We start from the raw sequence: 21,548 nt of genomic DNA, 5'->3' as shown, positions 1-21,548 counted from the left end.
TTGACGCACCTTATCTCTCTAATTTTATGGCTAAGCGGTCACAAATTGAATGTCAACTAGCATGACCGGCCGATCTGACGTTTGCGGGCCGCCCTCATGATCGGGCTGTTCGTTGTACTGCAAAAGCAGGCTCAGCACGTTGTCCTGCTCCCAGCGCATGCGGTCAATAATGGGTTCGGAAAGACCCACATCTTCATCCCATAAAACTTCGACATTTTCAGGAAACCATTCGTAGCTAGGGCCCGCAAGAAAAGTGGCGACCATCCGTCCCTGGCTATGGTCCCCTCGAGTAATGACATAGGCATTGTCTTGCCGGTCAATCACGATTTCGGGGCGACTTATCGGAATTTTCAAAGTACCGGCTCCCTGCAAGACAAAAGCTTGGGTCCGACGCGATATGATCTGGTGATGCCATCGGTGTCCGTCAAATCGCAAATGCTGGTATTGCGGAATACCGTTGGCATCGTCCGCATAGAAAACGATATGCGCATTGTTGCGACCGTCAAGCGCCATGCTGCACTGGTTCATCAAGTTGCTGCCCGGAGAAACTGGATGCACGGTCTCTGCATTGACCTGAGTGATAGGCAATTGGTAACTCCGCCCTCTGGAGGTAAACCAGTTCAATCCACCATCCGGCGAGCAGGCGTAACCGATATTAATGTTGTTTATCCGCTCTTCCTTGCCTAGCGTATGGGTCCGCCACACAAAGCTAAGATGCAGACTACCGTCACTGCCGATAGCTGGATGATTCCAGTAGGCGTTGCTTGTCCATGGCTTTGACTCGCTACCGCTGAGAATAGGCAGGGAGACGTCCGTCCAGTTTTTTAGCAATTCATCATAGAATTTGAGGCGTGCGTTACCTCTGTTGTGCCCACCATCACGATAAAGTAAGGTCAGTGGAAATCCATGATGAGGTTGTATGAACGAAGGATACGTGACCTTGTCTTCCGCCATGCCCGTCATAGGTAACTCGTCGCTCCAACTCAAAATGTCATTGGGTCGAATGCTGCGTCGGTAGCGAAGTTGAGTGGCATGGTGGTCGTAGCACATATGAAGGTGATTGGCACGATCCACGCCGAGACTAATGGTATTGTGAGCATCGGAGAGATTGTAAGTGCCACCGATATCGCAAGTCTCGAAGCTATCTGTTTCCAGGTCGCGTTGCACCAGGCGCAGTGTGTTGGTATCCACATAGAAGGCTGTAAATTGCTTGCCTTGATGAGTGAGGATGCCGTGGTGACGAAATATGACCGTGTTAACCGTGTTGCCAGCCCATCCGTCTCCCAACTTGAAATCTGCCAGTCGATTGACGCTAAAACCGCGGATTCTACGTAGCGATTTCTGTGAAACAGGAGCGCCGCTCAGTTCATAGTCCGAGCCTGCTGCCGGCAAACCAAGGTCGTGGAATTGCTGGCTAACACGTGCCTTTGTTAGCAGAAGTCGATCACCTCCAGGAGTGCCAGCCGTGATTGCAGATTCGAAATGCCCAATTGCACACTTTGAGTTGCCTGCGATAGCTGCGGCACGCCCTAAGCTGTTATGCACGCCTGAGACAAGAATCTGGCAGATCAACTTCTTGCTCGCCCCCCACTCTCGAGCCAACCAGATGAATTGTCTGGCTTGAACGAGTTGTCCGAGTTGAAGTCGCGCGGCAGCCATGAGCACAGCCAGCTTAGCGCGATCAGGATGGTTCTGTGCCGTATTGCGATCGAGTTGAGCGAGGCTTCGCCAGTCACCAAACTGCCACTGTGTATACGCGCGTTCGAGCAGGTACTCGTCGTAAGGTACAAAACGTTTCTCTGACTGGATTTCGATCATGGCGGCACTTCGAATATCGCTTTTGGCCAAGGTGGCCTCGAAAGTGGAGGTTGACTTCTCGGTCATGTCCGGTGCTCTCCCAGAAACACTTCCTTAATCAAGTCAATCTGTGCTTCAGCCCTCGCCACCTCTTCTTGCATAGTTTGCTGACGAGTGATCCTTTCGACCTCACTCGCCTGGTGACGCCAGATTTGCAGTTGCAACGAACTGATTTGCTTGAGATGTTCCGCTGACAGCTTGGCAGTTTCGTCATGCCGTTCCGCCAGAGCTGATTTTTCGTGCTCAAGCTGCGTTTTGGCATGCTTAAGGGCTTCGATTTCCTTAGCACGGTCGCCGGCCAGTTGAGCAGCTTCGTCATGCCGAATTGCAAGCGCCGAACTCTCCTCTTCCAGTCGCGCCCTGATCTGTTTCAGAACTTCGATCTCTTCAGCACGGTCGACAGCGAGTTGGGCAGCTTCCTCATACCGGTCCGAAAGCACCGAACTCTTCTCTTCGAGTTGCGTTTTGACCTGCTTCAGAAATTCGATCTCTTCAGCACGGTCAGTAGCAAGTAGGGAGACTTCGTCATACCAAATTGCAAATGTCGAGCTCTCCTCTCCGAGTTGGGCCCCAAGCTGCTTTAGGGTTTGGATCTCCTCAGTCCGGTCGGTAGCCAGTTGCATAGCTTCCTCATACCGGCCCGAAAGCGCCGAACTCTTCTCTTCGAGTTGCGCGTTGGCCTGCTTCAGGACTTCGATTTCCTGAGCATGGTCGGCAGCAAGTCCGACTGCATCGTTAAGCTGCGCTGCGAGGGTCGATTTTTCCAGTTCGTCCTGCTTTTCTGCCAGCTTCAGAGCTTCGATTTCCTTAGCTCGATCGGTCGCAAGCTTCACGATTTCGTCATGCCGGCTTGCAAGTGTCGACTGCTCCTGTTCGAGTTGCGCTTTGATCTGCTTCAGGGAATCAATTTCGAGATTTCGCGCAACTACTAACCTCTCGATTTCGTCACGCTGCCCGCATAGCGCTTGATTTTCCTTTTCGATACGTGCCTTGGCCAGCTTCAGCGCTTTCACTTCCTGATCACGCGCGACAAGGCTGCCGGTCGTATTTTCAGATCGCAGCACCAAGTCCAATCTCTCTTGCTCAACGCGAGAGTAAGCCTGCTTCTGCGACTCGATTTCTCGAGCACTCAAAGCAGCAAGCCTGGCGGCCTCATCATTGCGTCGCGTTAGCGCCAGATTCTCTTCCTTAAGCAGGACACTGACTTGCTTCTGGGCTTCGATTTCCTGATTGCGCGTCGCAACGACCTTGACGAGCTCATCATAGCGTCCTTCCAGGCTCACCTTATCCCGTTCCAGTCGTGCCCTGGTTTGCTTTAGCTCATCAATTTCCTGAGCCTGTTCAATGACTAGTTGTGCCCGCTCATCGCGCGCGCGGGCCAATTCATCAATTTTCATTTCGATCTGTGCACGACGCTCAGAAATCGACGCCAGCTTCCTCACTTCGTCCTGAAGAGCAAGACTTGCTTCGTACCGTAAACGGGCAACCTGACGGTCTTCAGAATCGCTAAACTGCATATCCGCTGGCAAGATCGTCAGCATGGCCTCCGCTTCAATCACATTGCCGGCCTCATGAAGCCTGAAGGCCAGCCATTTCAGTCTGTAAGGCTTTGGATCTAGCCTATAGGCACGGCGCGCTGCTTCAGCTGCGTTTGAACAATCGCTGTGCTGCACGTATCTACCCAAAGCGGTATAGCCATTGGCCTGCATTGCGGGTGAGATCACTGTCTCGCGTATCAATTTCTCGACTGCGTCGAACCCCCCTTCGCCGTACGCGGACACGACCTTGTCGAACCCTTCGCCTCCCAATGACACTGGCGGCGTCCGTCTTCTATAGGTACGCCAAATCTTCCCGAGCTTACCGGGCAGCATCAGAAATGCTTTGGGCGAATCAGCACTTGCAATGAGCAGATCGCCCAGCTTTGCATTCAACGTGTTTTGCGTTTGAAGCTCGTGGACTTCCTGCTGAACCTTCACCAGCGTAGTCAGCCGACGGTTTTCGATCAGGGTCTTAATCAAATCTTCATCGTCCCGCTCCCTGTCCGACAAAAGGGGGATCGTAGGATTAGTTACCACTGCACGTTCGCGATCCTTGTTGCGCAGATAGTAGACCTCCAGTTGCTCCTGCACCTCATGAAGCTGGAGAAGCAGCAACTGATTTTCCTTTTCCAGATCTTTGAGACTGGCTTGAGGGTCGGCTATCTCTTTCCGGTTAGTCATCATTTTTTTGCCTTCCAGGTACCGCGAGTATCGATAAGCCGTTGCCGGTCATCGAGCTCCGGTCGCACATTTCTAAATTCGGCGTGATCCACGAGCAAAACCAATATGTTCGCCCGCGCGACTGCCTCGTCCAAGGTCACCAAGCTCGCTTGAGTCGCGATTAACTCATCGGACAAGGTCTGAAGGTTTGGCTCGACGACTAACACTTTGCGTCCGTAGCAATTTGCCAATGTTCGGGTAATCTGGAGCGCGGGACTTTCTCGCAGATCGTCAATGTCGGCTTTGTAAGTAATGCCCAGACACGCAATGCGAACGTCTTTTATAGAAAAACCTGTATCGACGAGATCTGCAATGGCGTCACCGACCTTTCGAACGACCCAGCCAGGCTTCGAGTCATTGACTATACGTGCGGCACGAATTAACTTCGCGTCGTCAGGCGCGCTATCCACAATAAACCAGGGATCGACCGCAATACAGTGCCCGCCCACGCCGCAACCCGGCTGCAAGATATTGACACGGGGATGCAGGTTAGCCAGTTTGATGAGCTCCCACACATCGATCCCCTGCGTATCGCAGATCATCGAAAGCTCGTTGGCGAACGCCACGTTGACGTCGCGAAAGCTGTTCTCACTCAGCTTGCACATTTCAGCCGTTCGCACGTCCGTGACGATGCAGTCACCCTGCACAACCATACTGTAGAGGGCGATCGCGGCTTGGGAACACTTCGGGGTCATGCCACCAATGATGCGATCATTGGTAACCAGTTCATGCACGATGCTGCCGGGAAGAACTCGTTCGGGGCAGTGTGCGACGCGAATATCAGACGCATCACCTGCCTGATGCGGGAAAGTAAGATCCGGTCGAATTTCCGCCATCCACCTAGATAACAACTCAGTCGTGCCAACGGATGAGGTCGATTCAAGAACGACCAGATTGCCTTTTTTCAATACTGTCGCGATCGTCTTGGCCGCCGATTCGACGTAACTCAAATCGGGCCTGCGCTCGGGTGTCAGTGGCGTCGGCACAGCGATCACAAAAGCGTCGGCGGGTTCGACGCGAGTTGTCGCTCGCAGGTAGCCGGCACCTACCGCTGCTCGGACAAGGATATCCAGTTCCGGTTCGATAATGTGGATCATCCCGCGATTGATGGTATCGACCACGCGAGGCGACACATCAACACCGATTACGCGCAACTTTCGAGAAGCAAATAGTGTGGCCGTAGGCAGGCCGATGTATCCAAGGCCTATGATCGAAATTGTATTCAACATGCACTCGCCGAAATTATCGCGAGTGCACTCATCGGCCTTACCGTCGGCGCACGGATTCACTGCCTGTGCTGTTAACACATAGTTTGACGCGTCGTCGAGTAGCTGGGTCACTTTCATAAAAAAGTCACTTCATCGATACCAATGATCCGGAGAGTATCCACGTCGATGCCTCACTTCACGTTGCCGTCTTTCTTTCTTCTGACGGCTACTGGTCTGCCTAAACCCGGAGTCTCTTTCTGAATCCCACCAGAATCAGCGATAAGCGGACTTGGCTTGTTTCATCGGATACAAATCGGACACGCATCAGGTACGCGAATGAAACGCCATCTTGAGGCTCGCGTGAAAATGCGCCCAGTGCATCGCCGCACCGGTTGCTGCTTCCACGACGCCAGCGAAAGCACCTTGGCTGCTTCCGGTCGAGTCCCGAAGACGATCAAAGCACCATCGCTTTAGCTGCCATCAATCCACGTGATCACGGATGATGCTCTCCGTTAATTTGACGACACCAATCAGGGCAAGTGCGACCAATATGGTGACGATCAGACTGTAAATTCGCTCCGGCTCAAGAGGAAAGACCGGTGTAGTCGGTGATTGCAATACGGAGACCATCTTGAGCGTGCGAGCGGCGTCCATCCGACCTTGCTCCAACGCTGAAAGAGCCGTCTTGTATAAATCCTGCGAGAACGTGACTTGCATCTGCAAGCGTTGGAACTCTTCAATGGTGTAGTTGAGAGTTCTTCTTGAAGGCGAAGTCAGTTCGGCGCGTTTCTCCGCAATTTGCTGCGTTAGCGCGTTAACGTTGGCCTTTAGCATCACGACGGTCGGCTGATTCGGACTCAAATTCGCCGGCAAGGAAGCGAGCTGAGTTTGAACCGCAGATTTCTGCTCTTCGAGCTTATCGATCAGCACATTGATGCTTTCTGCCGTTGCTTGCGGTGCCGACAGACCTTTCTCGTTCTGAAAGTTGACCACTGCTTGTGTTGCATCAAGGAGCCGATCATGCGTCGACGCCACCTGTGCAGAAAGAAAGTCTACGCGCGACTGAGCCAATTCATGGCCCATCTCGTTCATGTGCGCCTCGCCGTCCTGAACCATCAGACTGACAATGGCGTGCGATATCTTTGGATCGTATGCTTGAGCTTTAATACGCAACACGCCACTGTAATCGTCGTATTGAACGTCAATCCGCGACAGCCAGTACTTGTAAAACCACTCCATCGGTGCGTGTTTGAACCACATCCGCGAGATCGGGTCCCGGTGCGGATCACTGTAGTGCGAACGCAGGTCGAGAGAAGCATCGAGCTTCTTCAACATATCTTCCGATAAAAGATATTCGCGCAACAAAAGTTGATCAGCGCTATTAGGACCCGCCCCGGCGACGGCTGCTGGCAAAGCAATGCTCGGGCCATTCAGCTGATCCGTTCTCTGCATGATGACCGTGGCGTCAGAAACATAAAGGTCAGAGGCGATCACTGCCCAATAAGGCACCGACAGGATCGCATAGAGCAGTACCAGTCTCACGATCAATTGAAACACTTTGATGGAGAGCAACGCCCTTTTTCCTTTTTCAAGGACTTCGGCCATTTTGGTGGCCGTGCGCCAGCTCTTGTTTGCTAATTGTTCGTTCATAGGGAAATTTTGCTTTTGTATGCTTTCAACGCTTCGTCGAGATCGTCAAACCAGTACGCTAGGCCATCGTTGATCAAGATGCCAGATTGACAAAATTGCCTTAGAGTGCCCTCGTCATGGGAGACCATGATGATGCTCGCTCGATCCACCATGCCTTTGAACGCATCAGCGGCTTTCTTTCTGAATTTCACATCGCCCGCCGCCGTGACCTCGTCAGAGATAAACACCTCGAAGTCAAAAGCCAATGACAGGGCAAACTGTAGACGCGAACGCATCCCCGAAGAGTAAGTCTCAACCGGTTCGTCAAAAGCATTGCCTAATTCGGCAAAATCCTGAATGAAGGCAACGCGGTCTTTGAGTTCGTCCTGGTGACCATGTACGCGACAGACAAATTTTGCATTCTGACGCCCGCTCAACGTGCCCTCCAGACCGCCGCCGCCCATCGGCCACGAGACCCGGCACCGACGTTCAACCCGGCCTTTAGTCGCAAAATCGATTCCGCCAATGATTCGAAGCAGAGTCGATTTGCCTGCCCCGTTTTGCCCGATCAAGGCGACACTTCGTTTGGACGGGATGCTCATGGTGATGCCACGCAAGATCCACCGCCCAGCGCCGTGCTCGGTCATGTATCGTTTGTGGATATCTTCGATGAGAATCATCGCATCACCAACTTTCCGGCGAAGCGCTTGTACAGAGCGAGGCCGATGAGAATAGACCCTAGTGCCGATGCATAGAGAAAGGCAAGACTCACCCCCTGAAGGGCATGGTACGTAGGCAGAAATCCTTGCCGTATTAACTCAAGCCCATTGACGACCGGGTTTGCCAGAAAAATATACTGATAAGGGACTGGCACGAACAGCGCAATAGGAAGCAACGCGCCCGAGATATAGTAGAGCGGCAAGTACATGAGTTTGAAAATATGATCCAGTTCAGGAACGAATCTCATCGCCACTGATGTGATCATGCCAAATCCCAATCCGAGCAACCACAGACCGATAATGCTTGCAGCGATCAGTAGCGGGTCTGCAGGCACCCACACAGGGTTCAGCGAATCTGGAGTGATTGCATGCCCTGTCGCCATGGCAATCGCGCAGATGACAATCGATATCGGCACCATCAGGAACAACTCCAGTAGCGCTCTGACGACGGCGACATCGAACGGTTTAACCTGCCGATATGCGAAGAACGGCCGATTGCTATCGATGCCATGCAGCACCTGAACCCACGTGCGACGCCAGAGAAGAAATCCTACGAATCCTGAAATAATCCACATGTTTATCGCGATTCCACCCACCTGGTGGATGCGAAAAGTTTCCATCCCAAACGCGTGCAACGAAATATAAATTATTGGTTCAATCAGCAGCCAAAGCCAGGCTGCCCGCGCCTCAAACAGCCGATCAAGCGCCTCACGCAAGAAGATGGCCCACCAAACAGAAAGCGTAATCTGGAAGGCACTACGGGTCATTGCTTTCATAGCCGACTACTGAAAATCATTGGTAAAGGTAATAGCCGGATCAGCCACCATTGCGACATACGACAAAAATTTCCTGAATTCCGCTCCAGGTGAATTCGTAACGTAAATCACATCATGATTTTGAATCGGGAAATTCTGCGTCACGAAAAACGAGGCCGGGTCGCGCAAATTGATTTCATACACCACCGGCACCGTGCCATTGGCGGACTTGACTGACGGATCCTTATTGTCAACCAGCCTCGCGTCCTCGAACCGGAACACGAACACACCACGGGCATCCGCCCGGCTATCGTTGAGCCCGCCCGAGCGCGCCAGCGCCTGAGCCAACGAAATACCCTGGGCCTCAAACGCAACTTCGTCGTTCTTTCCAGTCGCCCCAAGAACCGAAAAGGTTTGAGGCTGATAAAGCGCTGTGACGACATCGCCCGGCTTCAACAATACGTTCTGCTTCGGATCGTGAATGATCGAATCGAGCGACATCGTACCTGTGACATTACCGCGTGAAAGCTGAACCGCCATGTGACTGATCGCCTGCTTCATGCCGCCAGCAAATGCCAGCGCATCCAGCAAGCGCTCGCCTTTCGGCGTCAGCGGCATCATGGTGCTGGCATTCACCTCGCCGACGATCGTGACGTTCGAGGCATTATTCTTCGCGACCCCGACAAGCACCTGAGGCTGGTTAGCCTTGCCCTGAAGATGCTCGACAATGCTGTCTTCGATCTGTTCCGTCGTACGCCCACTCACCAGAACCCGCCCGGCGAAAGGGACGACGATCGTGCCGTCTGCAGCTACCATCTGCGTCGGCAGTGTGACGCCACTCGACGTGTTCGAGCCAGCCGTCGGCGACGACGCGGACGACATCGCGCTGAACAGAATCGCAGGCGGCGTCTCCCAGAGCGTCACCTCGATCATGTCGCCCGGGCCGATCACATAGTTGCTGGCCGCGCTGCTCGCGAACGTGCTGGAGAATTGCCCAAGCTTCTTCGATTCAGCCAATCGACGAGCCAATGTATCGTTGACATCCACCACCTGGATACCATCGACTCGACCCGAATCATGCTTCTCCTGAACCTGCTCGCGACTCGCGCCAGACGCCGGCAACCAGTCTGAATAAGTCCCACACCCCGATAGAAATAAAACGGCGGGAAAGCACACCGCCAAAAAGTTCTTCTTCATGAATTGCAATACCTGGATCGGGCGATACCTTTCCAACTGAGCTTGCTGCCAGATCGACGACGTACGACTACCAGTCGATCATGGCATTACGTCTTGCAAGCTCGCATTGGGAAGTGCATCTGCCTGATAATTATTTCGGAGCGCCATCTGACCGATTTGCAAGTAATGAAACGGATCCACTATTGGCTTCTCGACGATGACTCGATCGCGCCGAACACGTCCGCTATACGATCCGGCAACTCTCTTTTCTATTCCCCGTGCGCATGCCGACTAAAGACACGCCGATTTATCTGGCTCGGCTGTCATCGATGACATGCCCAGGGACGCTATAGAAAGAAGCTCATGGAACGGACCCACGGCGACGCAGCGGCAGATCGGTTTTGCGGAAGCAGGCCTTGTCTTTTTGACCTCGGTGACCGCTGGGGAGATCGTTCTCGCCTCCATCGAATCGCGCGTTGAATCCCACCCGGCTCGAGCGCGTAATTGGCCTATATAGGCCCGGCATAGGTTTTCTATGCGGCGCAAATACCACTGTGCCCATTTTTACTCCCCGCGCTGGTCATTCGCGCCAAACGTTTTTTGTCGATATGCTCTGCTTTTGTCCGGCTGAGCACGTCTGATATCTCTCATTTCGCCCGCCGCGCTCCTCGCAAAAAACATCCCCGGCACGCGACGAGAAGCGCAAATAAAACCATGTTCACTACGATTAAGGGACTCAGTCTGACAAGCCCGAAGCAGGCCAACCATCGGCAATAAATGCGGCAATTTTCACTACGGCTCATGCTTCCATTCTGTCCCGCCACCCTGTTTAAGCAGTAATCGTGCCAACAGCATAATTTTTAATCGACGCCGAACAGCGGATATACCTAATTCATTGATAGATAAGAATTTTTCTGAAAATTTCAGGTGACTGGGCGCGCTACAAAATCGGCCAGATTCGTTTCATTCGACGTGTTCGTTACGTAACGCATTTCGCCACCGACGATAAGAACACGCGCGGGCAGGCTTCTCCGGAGCCAAACGGATGGGCCGATGCGCGACGCGTGCCGCAGTCAGTGGATCTGAGCAGGACACGGGATTCCCGGTTGAGCATCAACGATGCCCCAGGTCGTGCGAGTCGCCTCGCACCGGTTATCGGCAACGGCCGCAACTAATGCCGAGGTCTCCGTCGTGGCTGATTCAAGGTACTTTTTTGGCTAACGGCGTTACGGTGACGTTACGGGAACATCCCAATGGCTGTGGTGCAAATTACGGGCGTGAGGAAAAGCGGCGTATTCACCATTGCATCATCGTGCTGAAAGGACTGCCTTCTAGACAGCGGACGCAGTGGTATCTTTGAGGTGCAACCCGTGCGAGGGCGAACTGACCTTTGTGGATGCGATGCATCAACTCGGTCGACTGCACGGTAAAGATAGGCCCATTTGCCGCAGACTTTCACATCCGTCTCGTCGACTTTCCATGAACGACCGGCGAATTTCGCAAACCGATCCTCGCGCCTGACGAACTCCGGTGTGAAGCGTTTGACCCAGCAGCGCATGATCGCAGAGCGCGCCAGCGACAGCCTGCGCCCGGCCATCATTTCAACGAGGCTCGAAGGCTGAGCTTGTCACGCAGATACCAACGCACACACAGGACGAGTGACTTCGCGGTCAAAGTGGCGGCCGTTGAGCAGCCTGTCAATGTCTGCCGGCTTACTCATAGCTTGCCCGAGTTCGTCAAAACCCGACCTTAGCCTATCGGAGGCTTCGATTTGCACCGAAACCCGATGAAGCAGAGCACCGCGCGTCGGCAGAGACGCTGGCAATCAGGCTCGTTTTAAACAATGCACTCCAGGATTTCCGCCGTTGGGCACATGGCTTGCTGAGTCCCCAGACATCGATACTGCCTTTTCGCAAGCTCGCCAAACCGCGTGCTACGTGGCTGTCGTGACGGGCAGGTCCTGTCAACCTAAGCGGAGGTTATGAATATGTTGGGAACTATTCTTCTGATTGTGCTGATCCTTATCCTCATCGGTGCGTTTCCGACGTGGCCGCATAGCCGTTCATGGGGTTACGCGCCGACCGGCGGTATTGGCATCGTGTTGATCGTCGTGATCGTGTTGCTCGTCACCGGCGTGATATAGGCGAATTGAAGTAATCAGGTCAGCAGTTCAAACCATACCAGCCGCCGGCTATCGATGCAGTGAATTGCATCGATAGCCGGCGGCATTCTTATGTCGATTGCGGAAACGTATTCGCGTTGTCACGCAGGTTTACTGACAACGCTAGGCGTGAGTTGATTGAACACTTTGGAGTGCTGGTCATCCAGTCTATTTCGCATGCCGCACGGACGCTAATTGCATCCGAATAACCAGTCGGGCACGCCGAATGCTGAATCACCATCGTATTCAAACATTGATACGAAAGGAGATCACATCATGCCTTACCTTCTTGGCTGGCTTCTCGGCGTCCCCCTGATCGTTCTGGTCATCCTGTACCTCATTTTCCATTAACTCCCTGCAACATAAGCAGTTGAACTGAAGGTCATTCCGCGCGGCCCTGCCTGTCCCGGCGGCCGCGCGTCCCGAGACGTTTTCATCCTCAGCGCCACCCTCCTCCCATCAATGCAAAGCCGCGCGCCGGCGCCCTGCCTTTTCGCTTGCGCTGTACGAAACGGTGCGTAAAACTAGGCCTATTAGCCCGCGCAAAATGCCATATCTGCACACGCACATACGCTGCGTAGGAGCAAGGAGGGACCGATGGCAAACAATGAATACACGCTGTCACACCAGGACGTGGTGAAGGCAGTGATCATTCATCAGAACATTCACGAGGGCTTCTGGACGTTGAACATCAATTTCAACGTCGCTGCCACGCATGGCCCGCTCGTGCCGGACCCTTGTCTCGCTGTAACGATCAAGGGCATCGGCATCATGCGAGCCTCGCCGACCGATCCCCTCGCCGTCGACGCCGCGCGCGTCAATCCGCCTGTGACTGAACCTGTTGAAGGTGCTGTTCATATAGCCGCTGCCGTCAACGGCGCGCATGAGGGCAGCATGCAATTCTGTCGTGACGTGTATCGCAATGTCGCGGTACAAAGCGCGATCAAAACACCGCCCAAGGTAAGCTGAAGAGTAGGAGAGCGTGCGACTTCGTCCGCATTGCGCGTTGCCGCTGCCATGTTCGAAGATGCTCAAGGACGGCATACGGACGGCCGGTATTGGCGAGCATCCGGTTAAGAAAATGCCCCATGCCCGGCGAGCGCGTCTTCCGGCGTGGGTGACGCCGGAATTCGCCCGCGTACTGCCTTCCTGTAAAGGCAGCGAGACACCGAATGGCAGCTTGTGGCCGCGCAAGACCGCAGGCCCGAGGCCGGCGGCCCGGACGGTTGTCCCGGGCACGAATGCACCCTGAAAATATACTTGGAAGCCGTCTGGATAGGCTTCTTAAAGCACTGCGCCCATCTACCGATAACAGGACAATCTTCCATTAGAATGGCATTTACCTGAATAAACTTCCGAAAATGCCATGACCACTCGAAATCGCCCACTGGACAACCAGGATCGGAAGATCATGCGTGAGTTGCAGAAAAACGCGCGCCTGAGCAATGCCGAACTCGCGGACCTGGTCGGCATGTCGACCACGGCGTGCTGGAATCGCACGCGTCAGTTGGAAACGGAGGGGTACATTCGCGGCTATGTCGCGTTGCTCGATCAGCAGAAGCTCGGTTTCGCCGACGTGGTGTTGCTCGAAGTCACGCTCAACCGTCACGACGACGACGCCCTCGCACGCTTCGGCGCCGAGCTGGCAACGTTGACCGAAGTGCTGGAGGCGTATCTGGTGTCAGGCGACTACGACTACCTGGTCAAAGTGGCCGTCGACGGTACGGCCGGCTACGAGCGGTTTCTGCGCGAGAAGCTCTATAAGATCGCGGGCATTCGCCATAGCCGCTCGATGTTTGCCCTCCGCTGCATGAAAAGCATTCCGTCGATTGCGATCTAGTTCGGTTTACGGAAGAGACAACATGGGCGCGCCGCGCAGTCCGATGGGGCCGCCACGCGATCGCTGCCTCCACAGCATTCGCGCGGCCCGGCGCTCCCGGCGCAGCAGATTGCGCCATTCAGTGCTTATGGTGCAGCCAGTCCTTGATCGGATGCGCGTGCAGCCAGCGGGCAACGGGTTGGTCGTTGTGTTCCCGCCTGTAGCGGGCCGCGGTGAATATCACGATGCATAGCACCACCACGATTCCCACGACAAAACTGGTCATCGACTCGGTCATGGCAGCCTCCTTTGAGGTCAGAACCATGCCTGTATTTTAGGCGACGAGAAAAATAGCGATTGCCGGTCCCATTCATCTGCGGAGACCGCGACTCGTCGCAGCACACCACAACGCAGCGCAGCCCAGCGCATGCTCAGTCTGGCGCAGGATGGCGCCCACAGCGTGCCGGACTGGATTTGCATATCGCACCTTGCACCGCTCCGGCTGCAGCATTGGGAGAAGGTCACGCTGACGACAGAGTAAACTGCGTCGATCAGGACCTGATCCTTGTCCGGCATGGCTGACCGCGCCGGATATCGCAATGTGGATGCAACAGCACAAGGACCTCATGAGTCGTCTAGTCGTCGTTTCAAACCGCACTGCCGATCCTCGCAAGCCTGCAGCCGGCGGACTCGCCGTAGCGGTACGAGAAAGCCTGCAACAAACTGGCGGCCTCTGGTTCGGCTGGAGCGGCAAGATCCGGGAAGCCGCGGACGGCACGCAATCCGGCCAAGGGGACGTTCATGTCCAGACAGCGGGCAACGTCACGCTTGCAACGCTTGATCTGAGCCGCGAGGATCACGACACGTATTACCTGGGCTACGCCAACGACGTCTTGTGGCCGGTATTCCACTACCGGCTGGACCTGGCCAATTTCGACACGCGATTCGCAGCGGGCTACCGCAGGGTCAACCAGTTATTCGCGCGCAAGCTGCTGCCGTTCCTGAGGCCGGACGACCTCATCTGGGTTCACGATTATCAGTTGATCCCGCTCGCCGCCGAGTTGCGCGCCATGGGATGCACCAACCGCATCGGCTTCTTCCTGCATATTCCGATGCCGCCGCCGCTGATCATGGCGGCGATTCCCGAACACGAATGGCTGATGCGCTCGCTCTTCGCCTACGATCTGGTGGGCTTCCAGAGCGAGGCCGACCTGACGCATTTTTCTCACTACGTTGAATCGGAAGCGCAGGCGCAACGCTTGAGTCCGGATCGACTTCGCGCGTTCAATCGAACGCTGCGGGTCGGCGCCTTTCCTATCGGCATCGATGTCGACGACTTCATTCGTCTCGCCGATTCGAAGGAAGGGCGCGATATGTTCGTCCGGATGCGCGACGAGTACTCGCGTCGGCGCTTGCTGGTGGGCGTCGACCGCCTGGACTACTCGAAGGGGCTGCCGCAACGCGTCCATGCTTTCCGCGAACTGCTGACCTACTACCCGGAAAACCGCGATAGCGCGACGTTGATCCAGATCGCTTCCCCTAGCCGCGAAGACGTCGGGGCCTACGACGATCTGCGGCGTCAGATGGATAGCCTGTGCGGCGCGATCAATGGCGACTTTGGCGAACTGGACTGGATGCCGGTGCGCTACATTCATCGGAACGTGGCCCGCAAGCGTCTGCCGGGTCTTTTTCGCGCGAGTCGGGTGGCGCTCGTCACGCCCTTGCGGGACGGCATGAATCTGGTCGCCAAGGAATTCATCGCCGCACAGGACGCTGCCGACCCGGGCATGCTGGTGCTCTCGCGTTTTGCCGGCGCCGCGGAGCAATTGAAGGAAGCGCTGCTGGTCAATCCCTACGACACGCAAGGCACGGCGCAGGCCATTCAGCGGGCGCTCACCATGTCGCTCGACGAGCGGATCAACCGCCATGAAGCGCTGCTCAACCGGATCCGCAAGTTCGACGTGCACTGGTGGAGTTCGACGTTTCTGCAAGCGCTGGAAGACTGCGAGCCGAATGAAGCGGCAGCGAGCGGCATACGCCGGACATCCGGCTGAACACCGCCCACCGCCCGCCGCCCGCCGCCAGGCGTCGCACCTGGCGTGTGTCTTCAACGGCTTTCAGGCAGCAGAATCCGCTCGTCCACCTGACGGATATCGGTGTGACCGCAAAAGGCCATCGTGATATCCAGTTCCTTCTGGATGATCTGCAGGCACTGCGTGACGCCCGCCTCGCCCATCGCACCCAGACCATAGAGGAAGCTGCGGCCGATCAGCGTGCCTTTCGCACCGAGCGCAACGGCTTTCAGCACGTCCTGTCCGCTGCGGATGCCGCCATCCATCCACACGTCGATGCGTGAGCCGACCTCGCGTGCAATCTCGGGGAGCACCGAGATCGACGAGGGCGCACCGTCGAGTTGACGGCCGCCATGGTTGGAGACGATCAACGCGTCGGCGCCGCTATCGGCGGCGAGGCGTGCATCTTCGACATCCATGATGCCTTTCAGGATGAGTTTGCCGCCCCACATCTTCTTGACCCATTCGACATCGGCCCAGCTCAGCGCCGGATCGAACTGCTCGGCGGTCCACGAACTCAAGGACGACAGATCGCCCACGCCCTTCGCATGACCGACGATGTTGCCGAAGGTACGCCGCCGGGTGCCGAGCATGCCCAGGCACCAGCGCGGCTTGGTCGCGAGATTGATGAGGTTCGCCGCGGTCAATTTGGGCGGCGCCGACAGCCCGTTCTTGATGTCCTTGTGGCGTTGACCGAGGATCTGCAGGTCCAGCGTCAGCATCAAGGCGCTGCAGCGCGCCGCGCGAGCGCGCTCGATCAGTCGCATGATGAAATCGCGGTCGCGCATCATGTAAAGCTGGAACCAGAACGGCTTGCTGGTGTGGGCGGCCACGTCCTCGATCGAGCAGATGCTCATGGTGGACAAGGTGAACGGGACGCCGAACTTCTCCGCCGCGCGCGCAGCGAGAATTTCGCCGTCGGCGTGCTGCATGCCGGTCAATCCCGTCGGCGCGAGCGCCACGGGCATGGCAGCCGCCTGACCGATCATTTCCGTGTGCGTGCTGCGGCCCGCCATGTTGACCGCCACGCGCTGGCGCAGCTTCAGGCGATGGAAGTCGCTTTCATTGGCACGGTAGGTACTTTCGGTCCACGAGCCACTGTCGGCGTAGTCGTAGAACATGCGCGGCACACGCCGCTCGGCAAGCACGCGTAAATCTTCGATGCAGGTGATGGCAGGCACGGTTTCTCTCAGCGCAAGGAACAAGCGGTGAGTGTACGTGTTTGAGACCGTCGCCCGGTATTCACGGAATGCCTGGGGACAGTTCAAAGCAGATCCGCAGATCCACCGCTGATGCCGGTTCAGGCTCCGCGCAGCGGCTTCTGGCAAGCCGCCAGCACCGCGCCGGCCGCAAGCAGCAATGCGGAATAGACCAGCCCACGCGCGAGACCCGCGCCATCCGAGACCCAGCCGATCACCATGGGCCCGACGATCTGCCCAAATGCGAACACGATCGTGAATGCGCTTATGCCCTTGCCCCAGTGACTCGCCGGCAGATTGTGGCGCACGAAAGCCGTGGTCGACGCCACCGCCGAGAGAAACGTCGCGCCGAACAGCACGCCGGAGACAAACGCCACCCACGGTTGCGTGAACAACGCGGGCAACAGCGTCGCTACCGCGAGCAATGCGTTGAGTATCGCGAGCGCGTGGCCGCCGCGCATGCGGTCGAGCAGGCTGGACCACAAGCGTGCCGAAACGACCGTCGCCACGCCGAGCAACAGGTAGAAGCCGGTTACCACCGCCGCGCTCATGCCCGCATTGCGCAGCAGCGCGACGATGAACGTCATGTAGCCGATATAGCCGACGCCGAACAATCCATAGCCGGCCAGCGCGGGACTGAACCGCGGCCAACGCGGCGCATCGGCGGCATCGGAAACATGGGCGCTCGAAGACGCCGTCGCATGCACGCTTTCGATTTTTCGCGCGGCGCCAATGGCGATTGCGGAGAACACGGCGCACGCGGCCGCGAGTGCGAACCACGCGAATTGCCAGCCGTGCACGGCGTTGAAAATCGTCAGCGGCACCAGCACCGACGAAGCGACGATGCCCCAACCGGTCCCGCCGTAATACAAGCCGAGCACGAGCCCTGCATCGTGCGGTCGCGCTGACGCCAGCCGCGCCGCCAGCACGCCACCGCTGATGAAAATCGCCGCGCTGCTCGCGCCGGTGATCACTCGCAGCGCGAGTAGCGAATGCGTGTCCGCAAGCAAGCCGCTGATGGCCATCAGAACCGCCGTGGCTACGCAGCCGGCGCCGAACAACGTGCCGGCCGGCCAGCGGCGCGCGAGCCGCGGAAAAGCCAGCGCGCCCAGCAGATAGCCCAGTGCATTGGCGGTATTCATCGCGCCGGCTTGCGCGAAGCTCCAGCCGAGGTCGAGTTTCATCGACGGCAACAGCAGCGCGTAAGCGAAGCGCGCGAGGCCCAGCGCGATCGCGCTGCCTAACGACAGGGCGGCGGCCAGCATCAAGGTGGGCAGGCGTTGCGCCGCTTCGGTGGACGGGGTGGTCGATGCGGCGTCGAGAGATTTTGTCGGCATTGGCTAGCGTGGGTAGACAAGGATGCGGCAGGCTGGCTGCGGCATTTCGCCATCATATCTGGGGGCGCTTCGTTCGGCTGACCGTTAGTTGCAGATCAGTTGCAGACCACGCGCCCAACCTCCTGCCGCAAGGCCTCCCGACGGTTCGCTGGCCACACCAACCCCCGATGCATTCCCCCGTCCAATTCATTTTCTAAATGCGAATGATTTGCATTTACATGGAAATTGCCTCATTATTCAACCTATGCCATCAGACGAATACCAAAATCATGATCACAGCCGACCTCCGCCGCCCCGAAACTGAAAGCGAACGCGCAGCCACCGCCGCGCCTGACACCGCCGTTGAGTCAAAGGCGACGGCCGCACTCGACGTGTTGCTGTCGCGCCAATCCCAATGGCCGCTTACCGAACCGGGCCCGGCCGACGCCGAACTCGATCTGATCTTCGACGCCGCCTTGCGCGCACCCGATCACGGCAATTTGCGCCCGTGGCGCTTCGTCACGATCCGCGGCGACGCGCGCGGCCAGCTCGGCGACGTGCTGGTCGACCTTGCCTGCGCCCGTTCGCCGGGCGAGCCACGCTCCGCGCATGCGCATCGGCGGCAAAAGGCCTACGCCGCACCGATCGTGATCGCCCTTGGCGCGGCACTTTCGTCTCATTCGACGGTGCCCGAAACCGAGCAATTGCTGGCAGTCGGCGCGGCGACAATGAACATGCTGAATGCGATCCACGCGCTCGGCTACGGCGGCTTCTGGGCCACGGGCGCCGACAGCTATGAAGCGCAAATGCACGACGCGCTGGGTTTCGCGCCGAACGAGAAATTGCTCGGTTTCCTCTTTGTCGGCACGCCGAAAAACCCCGGGCAAGCAACGACACGTCCGGCACGCAGCGAACATGTGCGCGAATGGCTGCCGCCGTCGCAGGCTAAAAATTGAAGCAAGCATCTGGCGCAAGCACTGCGCCACCGCCCATCCGTCGCGAGCGACAAGCGCTGGCCTGCGACGCGGCTTCCTTCGATCAGGCCGGCGCGACTCATTGGACCGTGTCCATCCAGGAGCAACGATGAACTTCCGCTCTCACTACAGCAGCCGTCCCGAACTGGTCGACGATCACGTCACGGATTCCACCGACGCGCCCGATCGCACGGTCCTCAGCGCCGTGCGTACCTGGCTGCGGCCGGCGTGTGAAACCGTGCGCGGCGGGGTGCAATGGCGCGACATTCTGATCGGCGTAGGCTTGCGGCAAGACGGCATCGAACATTTCGATCTGCTGATGCGTTCGCTGATGCACGTGTCCTATCGTCCGCTCGACATGCGATGCCGCTGCGCCAGCGATCTCGGCAAGGACGAAGCCGTGATCCTGCAAACCATCGCGTTGCTGCAAAAAACGCATAGCGGCGCTGCATTGCGCATGCTGAGCGAATGGCTGCCGGCGCCGGCCGTGAGTGGCGTGCTGAAGCTAATCCGCTGGTTCGCCATCGATCTGCTCGACGCCGGTGTCGAACTCGACGTGCAAGCGCGCCGCGTCACCTATATGCATTGAGGACCCGAGCGTATGCCGTCGGAACTCGCTTATCCCGCGCCGTCGCGTGTGCGTGACAACTCGCCTGGCATTGACTCGCAGGCGGCGAATAGCGCTAACACCTTGCAAGCCGATCCGTCCGCTCGAGCGGTTCAACCTGCTCGAACCGCACACGTGATTGTCAGCGCGGCGCCGCCGCAATTCGCCTTGCATCCGCTCACGCGCCACCAACCGCGCAGCGTCGACGCACCACGCGCGGGTGAATTGCATCTGTGGCGATTCCGCTGCGAATGGCTGCCAGTGCCGGTGCAGGAAGGCGATACGTGGCTGTCGAAGGGAGAGCGCGAACGCGCACGGCTTCACCCGAACTCGGCGCTGCGCAAACGCTTTATCAGCGCACGCGTGGTGACGCGCTGGATCGTCGCGAATCTGTTCGGCTGCGAACCTCATGCGGTCGATCTGCAGGACGACGGCAGCGAGAAGCTGCGCGCGCGGCATCCGCACGACGGCCGCGGCATCACGATTGATATCGCGTACGCCGGCATCTGGATCGTGATCGGCATTGCGTCGACGACGCTCGGTCTGAGTGTCGTCGTACCCTCGCCGCGTGCCGCGCTTGAAGACACGCCGGAAAACTCACGTCGACGCGCGCGGTACGGCAGCTTGTGCAATGCGTTGCGCTATGCGCCTGTCGATATCGATATGGATTTGTTCTCGAACGATGCCACCGCCTGCGTGTTCGATCTTCTTGAACATGGTCATTGGCATATCCTCGATCTGCCGATGTCGGGCAAGATTCGTGCAGCGGTTGCACTCGCGCAGCCGGTCACGCACGTGCATGCCTTTGGATGGCCGAAGACCTCGGTGTTTGGCAAACGACACGCTTAGCGGGTGAACGTTTTCGCCGACCACGCGAGGCATGCGAAATAGCCTTCTGGCGCCGCGATCCAGCGTGCGGCAATCTCGCGCATCTCATCCGGGATCGCATTTCGTAGCGTCACCTCGACGCTGTCTCGCGGCAACACCGGCAGATGCTGCAAGCCGAGTGTGATGCCCACGCCCGTGGTTTTGACGAGCGCTTCTTTGGCGACCCATGCTTCGTAAAACGCGGCGCGTTGCTGCGTGACTTCTAGCCGCTCGATCCACGCCGCCTCGCCGGCATCGAGCGTCAACGATGCGATCGACCGCCAATCGAATTTTTCGCTGTACTGCTCGATATCGACGCCGACACGCCGGCGCGGCGACATCGCGATCAAGCCATGCGCGCCCGCGTGGGAGATGTTGAAATCGTACGCATCGGAATCGGCGAGATGGGGGCGGCGGTTGGTATCGAGTGTCAAGCGGACGGCGTTTGCCGCGATGCCGAGATGTCGTGCGAGTTGCTCGCGAAGCGCCACGCGCACGGATGCGAAACGCAGCGCGTCTTCGTGGCGGCGAAAGCATTGGGCTCGCGCGCGTTCTTCGTCGCTGAGTGATGCGAAGGCGTTGTTGTCCAGGGACGCGTCGAAAGCGAAATCGACCCGCCACAACGAAATGTCGGGCGGGACGCCGTGCGGTAACGCAAGAGATTCGATCGAATACATCGCGAAGGTTGGGGCGTTAGCACGCGGTCGTTGGGGAGAATGGTGGGAACTTACCATGGCAACCGGGGGTGAAAGTCACCAGGCGACCTGGTTGCGCTTATCAGGGAAAGGAACGCCTACACAGCCAGCCAGTGCCACGAGGAAGCTCACAAACAGCGTGCCGTTGCCTGCGTGATTAACACGGCCAGTTCGTGTTCGCGCAGGATGAGTTTATCCACAGAAAATGTTGAAAGGGCTGTTAATAACTACGGGGA

Annotated in this window: 18 protein-coding genes and 1 pseudogene; 7 read left to right on the top strand and 12 right to left on the bottom strand. The window is 57.3% G+C overall.

Annotated elements, in window-relative coordinates:
- Positions 1-30: 30 nt before the first annotated feature.
- The 8 genes and pseudogenes from PQQ95_RS11200 to PQQ95_RS36600 all read right to left on the bottom strand — a co-directional run.
- Positions 31-1,884, bottom strand: a complete 1,854-nt coding sequence (locus PQQ95_RS11200; RefSeq protein WP_408437440.1) for a BNR repeat-containing protein — start codon at positions 1,882-1,884, stop codon at positions 31-33.
- Positions 1,881-4,079 carry a coiled-coil domain-containing protein gene (locus PQQ95_RS11195; protein ID WP_408437439.1) on the bottom strand — a complete coding sequence of 733 codons (2,199 nt, stop codon included), beginning with the start codon at positions 4,077-4,079 and terminating at the stop codon, positions 1,881-1,883. The genes PQQ95_RS11200 and PQQ95_RS11195 overlap by 4 nt, the downstream gene beginning before the upstream one ends.
- A complete protein-coding gene (gene wecC, locus PQQ95_RS11190) occupies positions 4,076-5,344 on the bottom strand; it encodes a UDP-N-acetyl-D-mannosamine dehydrogenase (protein ID WP_408437473.1) in 1,269 nt (422 codons plus the stop codon). Before wecC ends, PQQ95_RS11195 begins: the two co-directional genes overlap by 4 nt.
- 459 nt (positions 5,345-5,803) lie before the next feature.
- Positions 5,804-6,973 (bottom strand): KpsE/RkpR family capsule polysaccharide export protein, encoded by a 1,170-nt coding sequence (locus PQQ95_RS11185; protein WP_408437438.1) that lies wholly within the window; start codon positions 6,971-6,973, stop codon positions 5,804-5,806.
- On the bottom strand, positions 6,970-7,632 hold the full coding sequence (locus tag PQQ95_RS11180) for an ABC transporter ATP-binding protein (protein WP_408437437.1): 663 nt from the start codon (positions 7,630-7,632) through the stop codon (positions 6,970-6,972). The genes PQQ95_RS11185 and PQQ95_RS11180 overlap by 4 nt, the downstream gene beginning before the upstream one ends.
- Positions 7,629-8,447 (bottom strand): ABC transporter permease, encoded by an 819-nt coding sequence (locus tag PQQ95_RS11175; RefSeq protein WP_408437436.1) that lies wholly within the window; start codon positions 8,445-8,447, stop codon positions 7,629-7,631. Before PQQ95_RS11175 ends, PQQ95_RS11180 begins: the two co-directional genes overlap by 4 nt.
- Positions 8,448-8,453: 6 nt before the next feature.
- Positions 8,454-9,623 (bottom strand): polysaccharide biosynthesis/export family protein, encoded by a 1,170-nt coding sequence (locus PQQ95_RS11170; RefSeq protein ID WP_408437435.1) that lies wholly within the window; start codon positions 9,621-9,623, stop codon positions 8,454-8,456.
- 1,390 nt (positions 9,624-11,013) lie between these two features.
- A pseudogene (locus PQQ95_RS36600) lies at positions 11,014-11,322 on the bottom strand (DDE-type integrase/transposase/recombinase); the annotation flags it as partial.
- A 267-nt stretch (positions 11,323-11,589) separates the two neighbouring features.
- Here PQQ95_RS36600 and PQQ95_RS11160 point away from each other — a divergent pair.
- The 3 genes from PQQ95_RS11160 (at position 11,590) to PQQ95_RS11150 (ending at position 13,603) form a co-directional block, all read left to right on the top strand.
- The gene (locus PQQ95_RS11160; RefSeq protein WP_408437434.1) at positions 11,590-11,745 is read left to right on the top strand and encodes a DUF3309 family protein; all 156 of its coding nucleotides are present in this window, start codon (positions 11,590-11,592) and stop codon (positions 11,743-11,745) included.
- A 615-nt stretch (positions 11,746-12,360) separates the two neighbouring features.
- On the top strand, positions 12,361-12,732 hold the full coding sequence (locus PQQ95_RS11155) for a hypothetical protein (protein WP_408437433.1): 372 nt from the start codon (positions 12,361-12,363) through the stop codon (positions 12,730-12,732).
- Positions 12,733-13,129: 397 nt separating this feature from the next.
- Positions 13,130-13,603 (top strand): Lrp/AsnC family transcriptional regulator, encoded by a 474-nt coding sequence (locus tag PQQ95_RS11150; RefSeq protein ID WP_408437432.1) that lies wholly within the window; start codon positions 13,130-13,132, stop codon positions 13,601-13,603.
- A gap of 118 nt (positions 13,604-13,721) precedes the next feature.
- Here PQQ95_RS11150 and PQQ95_RS11145 read toward each other — a convergent pair whose 3' ends face one another.
- Entirely contained in the window at positions 13,722-13,880 is a 159-nt protein-coding gene (locus PQQ95_RS11145) for a hypothetical protein (protein ID WP_408437431.1), read from the bottom strand.
- A 328-nt stretch (positions 13,881-14,208) separates the two neighbouring features.
- On the opposite strand from PQQ95_RS11145, the gene otsA reads away from it, so the two are divergent.
- Entirely contained in the window at positions 14,209-15,636 is a 1,428-nt protein-coding gene (gene otsA, locus PQQ95_RS11140) for an alpha,alpha-trehalose-phosphate synthase (UDP-forming) (protein ID WP_408437430.1), read from the top strand.
- Between the two features lie 53 nt (positions 15,637-15,689).
- Here the strand turns inward: otsA and PQQ95_RS11135 are convergent, their stop codons facing one another.
- Positions 15,690-16,835, bottom strand: a complete 1,146-nt coding sequence (locus PQQ95_RS11135; protein WP_408437429.1) for an alpha-hydroxy acid oxidase — start codon at positions 16,833-16,835, stop codon at positions 15,690-15,692.
- 119 nt (positions 16,836-16,954) lie between these two features.
- Positions 16,955-18,190 carry a YbfB/YjiJ family MFS transporter gene (locus PQQ95_RS11130; protein WP_408437428.1) on the bottom strand — a complete coding sequence of 412 codons (1,236 nt, stop codon included), beginning with the start codon at positions 18,188-18,190 and terminating at the stop codon, positions 16,955-16,957.
- 269 nt (positions 18,191-18,459) lie between these two features.
- Here PQQ95_RS11130 and PQQ95_RS11125 point away from each other — a divergent pair, with 269 nt between their 5' ends.
- From PQQ95_RS11125 to PQQ95_RS11115, 3 genes are all read left to right on the top strand, one after another.
- A complete protein-coding gene (locus PQQ95_RS11125; RefSeq protein WP_408437427.1) occupies positions 18,460-19,125 on the top strand; it encodes a nitroreductase family protein in 666 nt (221 codons plus the stop codon).
- A 127-nt stretch (positions 19,126-19,252) separates the two neighbouring features.
- Positions 19,253-19,732, top strand: a complete 480-nt coding sequence (locus PQQ95_RS11120; protein WP_408437426.1) for a hypothetical protein — start codon at positions 19,253-19,255, stop codon at positions 19,730-19,732.
- A 12-nt stretch (positions 19,733-19,744) separates the two neighbouring features.
- A complete protein-coding gene (locus tag PQQ95_RS11115) occupies positions 19,745-20,599 on the top strand; it encodes a 4'-phosphopantetheinyl transferase family protein (protein WP_408437425.1) in 855 nt (284 codons plus the stop codon).
- On the opposite strand, the gene PQQ95_RS11110 is transcribed toward PQQ95_RS11115, so the two are convergent.
- Positions 20,596-21,294 (bottom strand): 4'-phosphopantetheinyl transferase family protein, encoded by a 699-nt coding sequence (locus PQQ95_RS11110; protein ID WP_408437424.1) that lies wholly within the window; start codon positions 21,292-21,294, stop codon positions 20,596-20,598. The two genes, PQQ95_RS11115 and PQQ95_RS11110, sit on opposite strands and share 4 nt — an antisense overlap.
- Positions 21,295-21,548 lie beyond the last annotated feature (254 nt).

Origin of the sequence: Paraburkholderia caffeinilytica (assembly GCF_046030355.1) — a bacterium.
Lineage (GTDB): Bacteria > Pseudomonadota > Gammaproteobacteria > Burkholderiales > Burkholderiaceae > Paraburkholderia > Paraburkholderia caffeinilytica_B.
The sequence above is the reverse complement of the archived record's forward strand: the minus strand, read 5'-3'. Positions and strand labels throughout refer to the sequence as shown.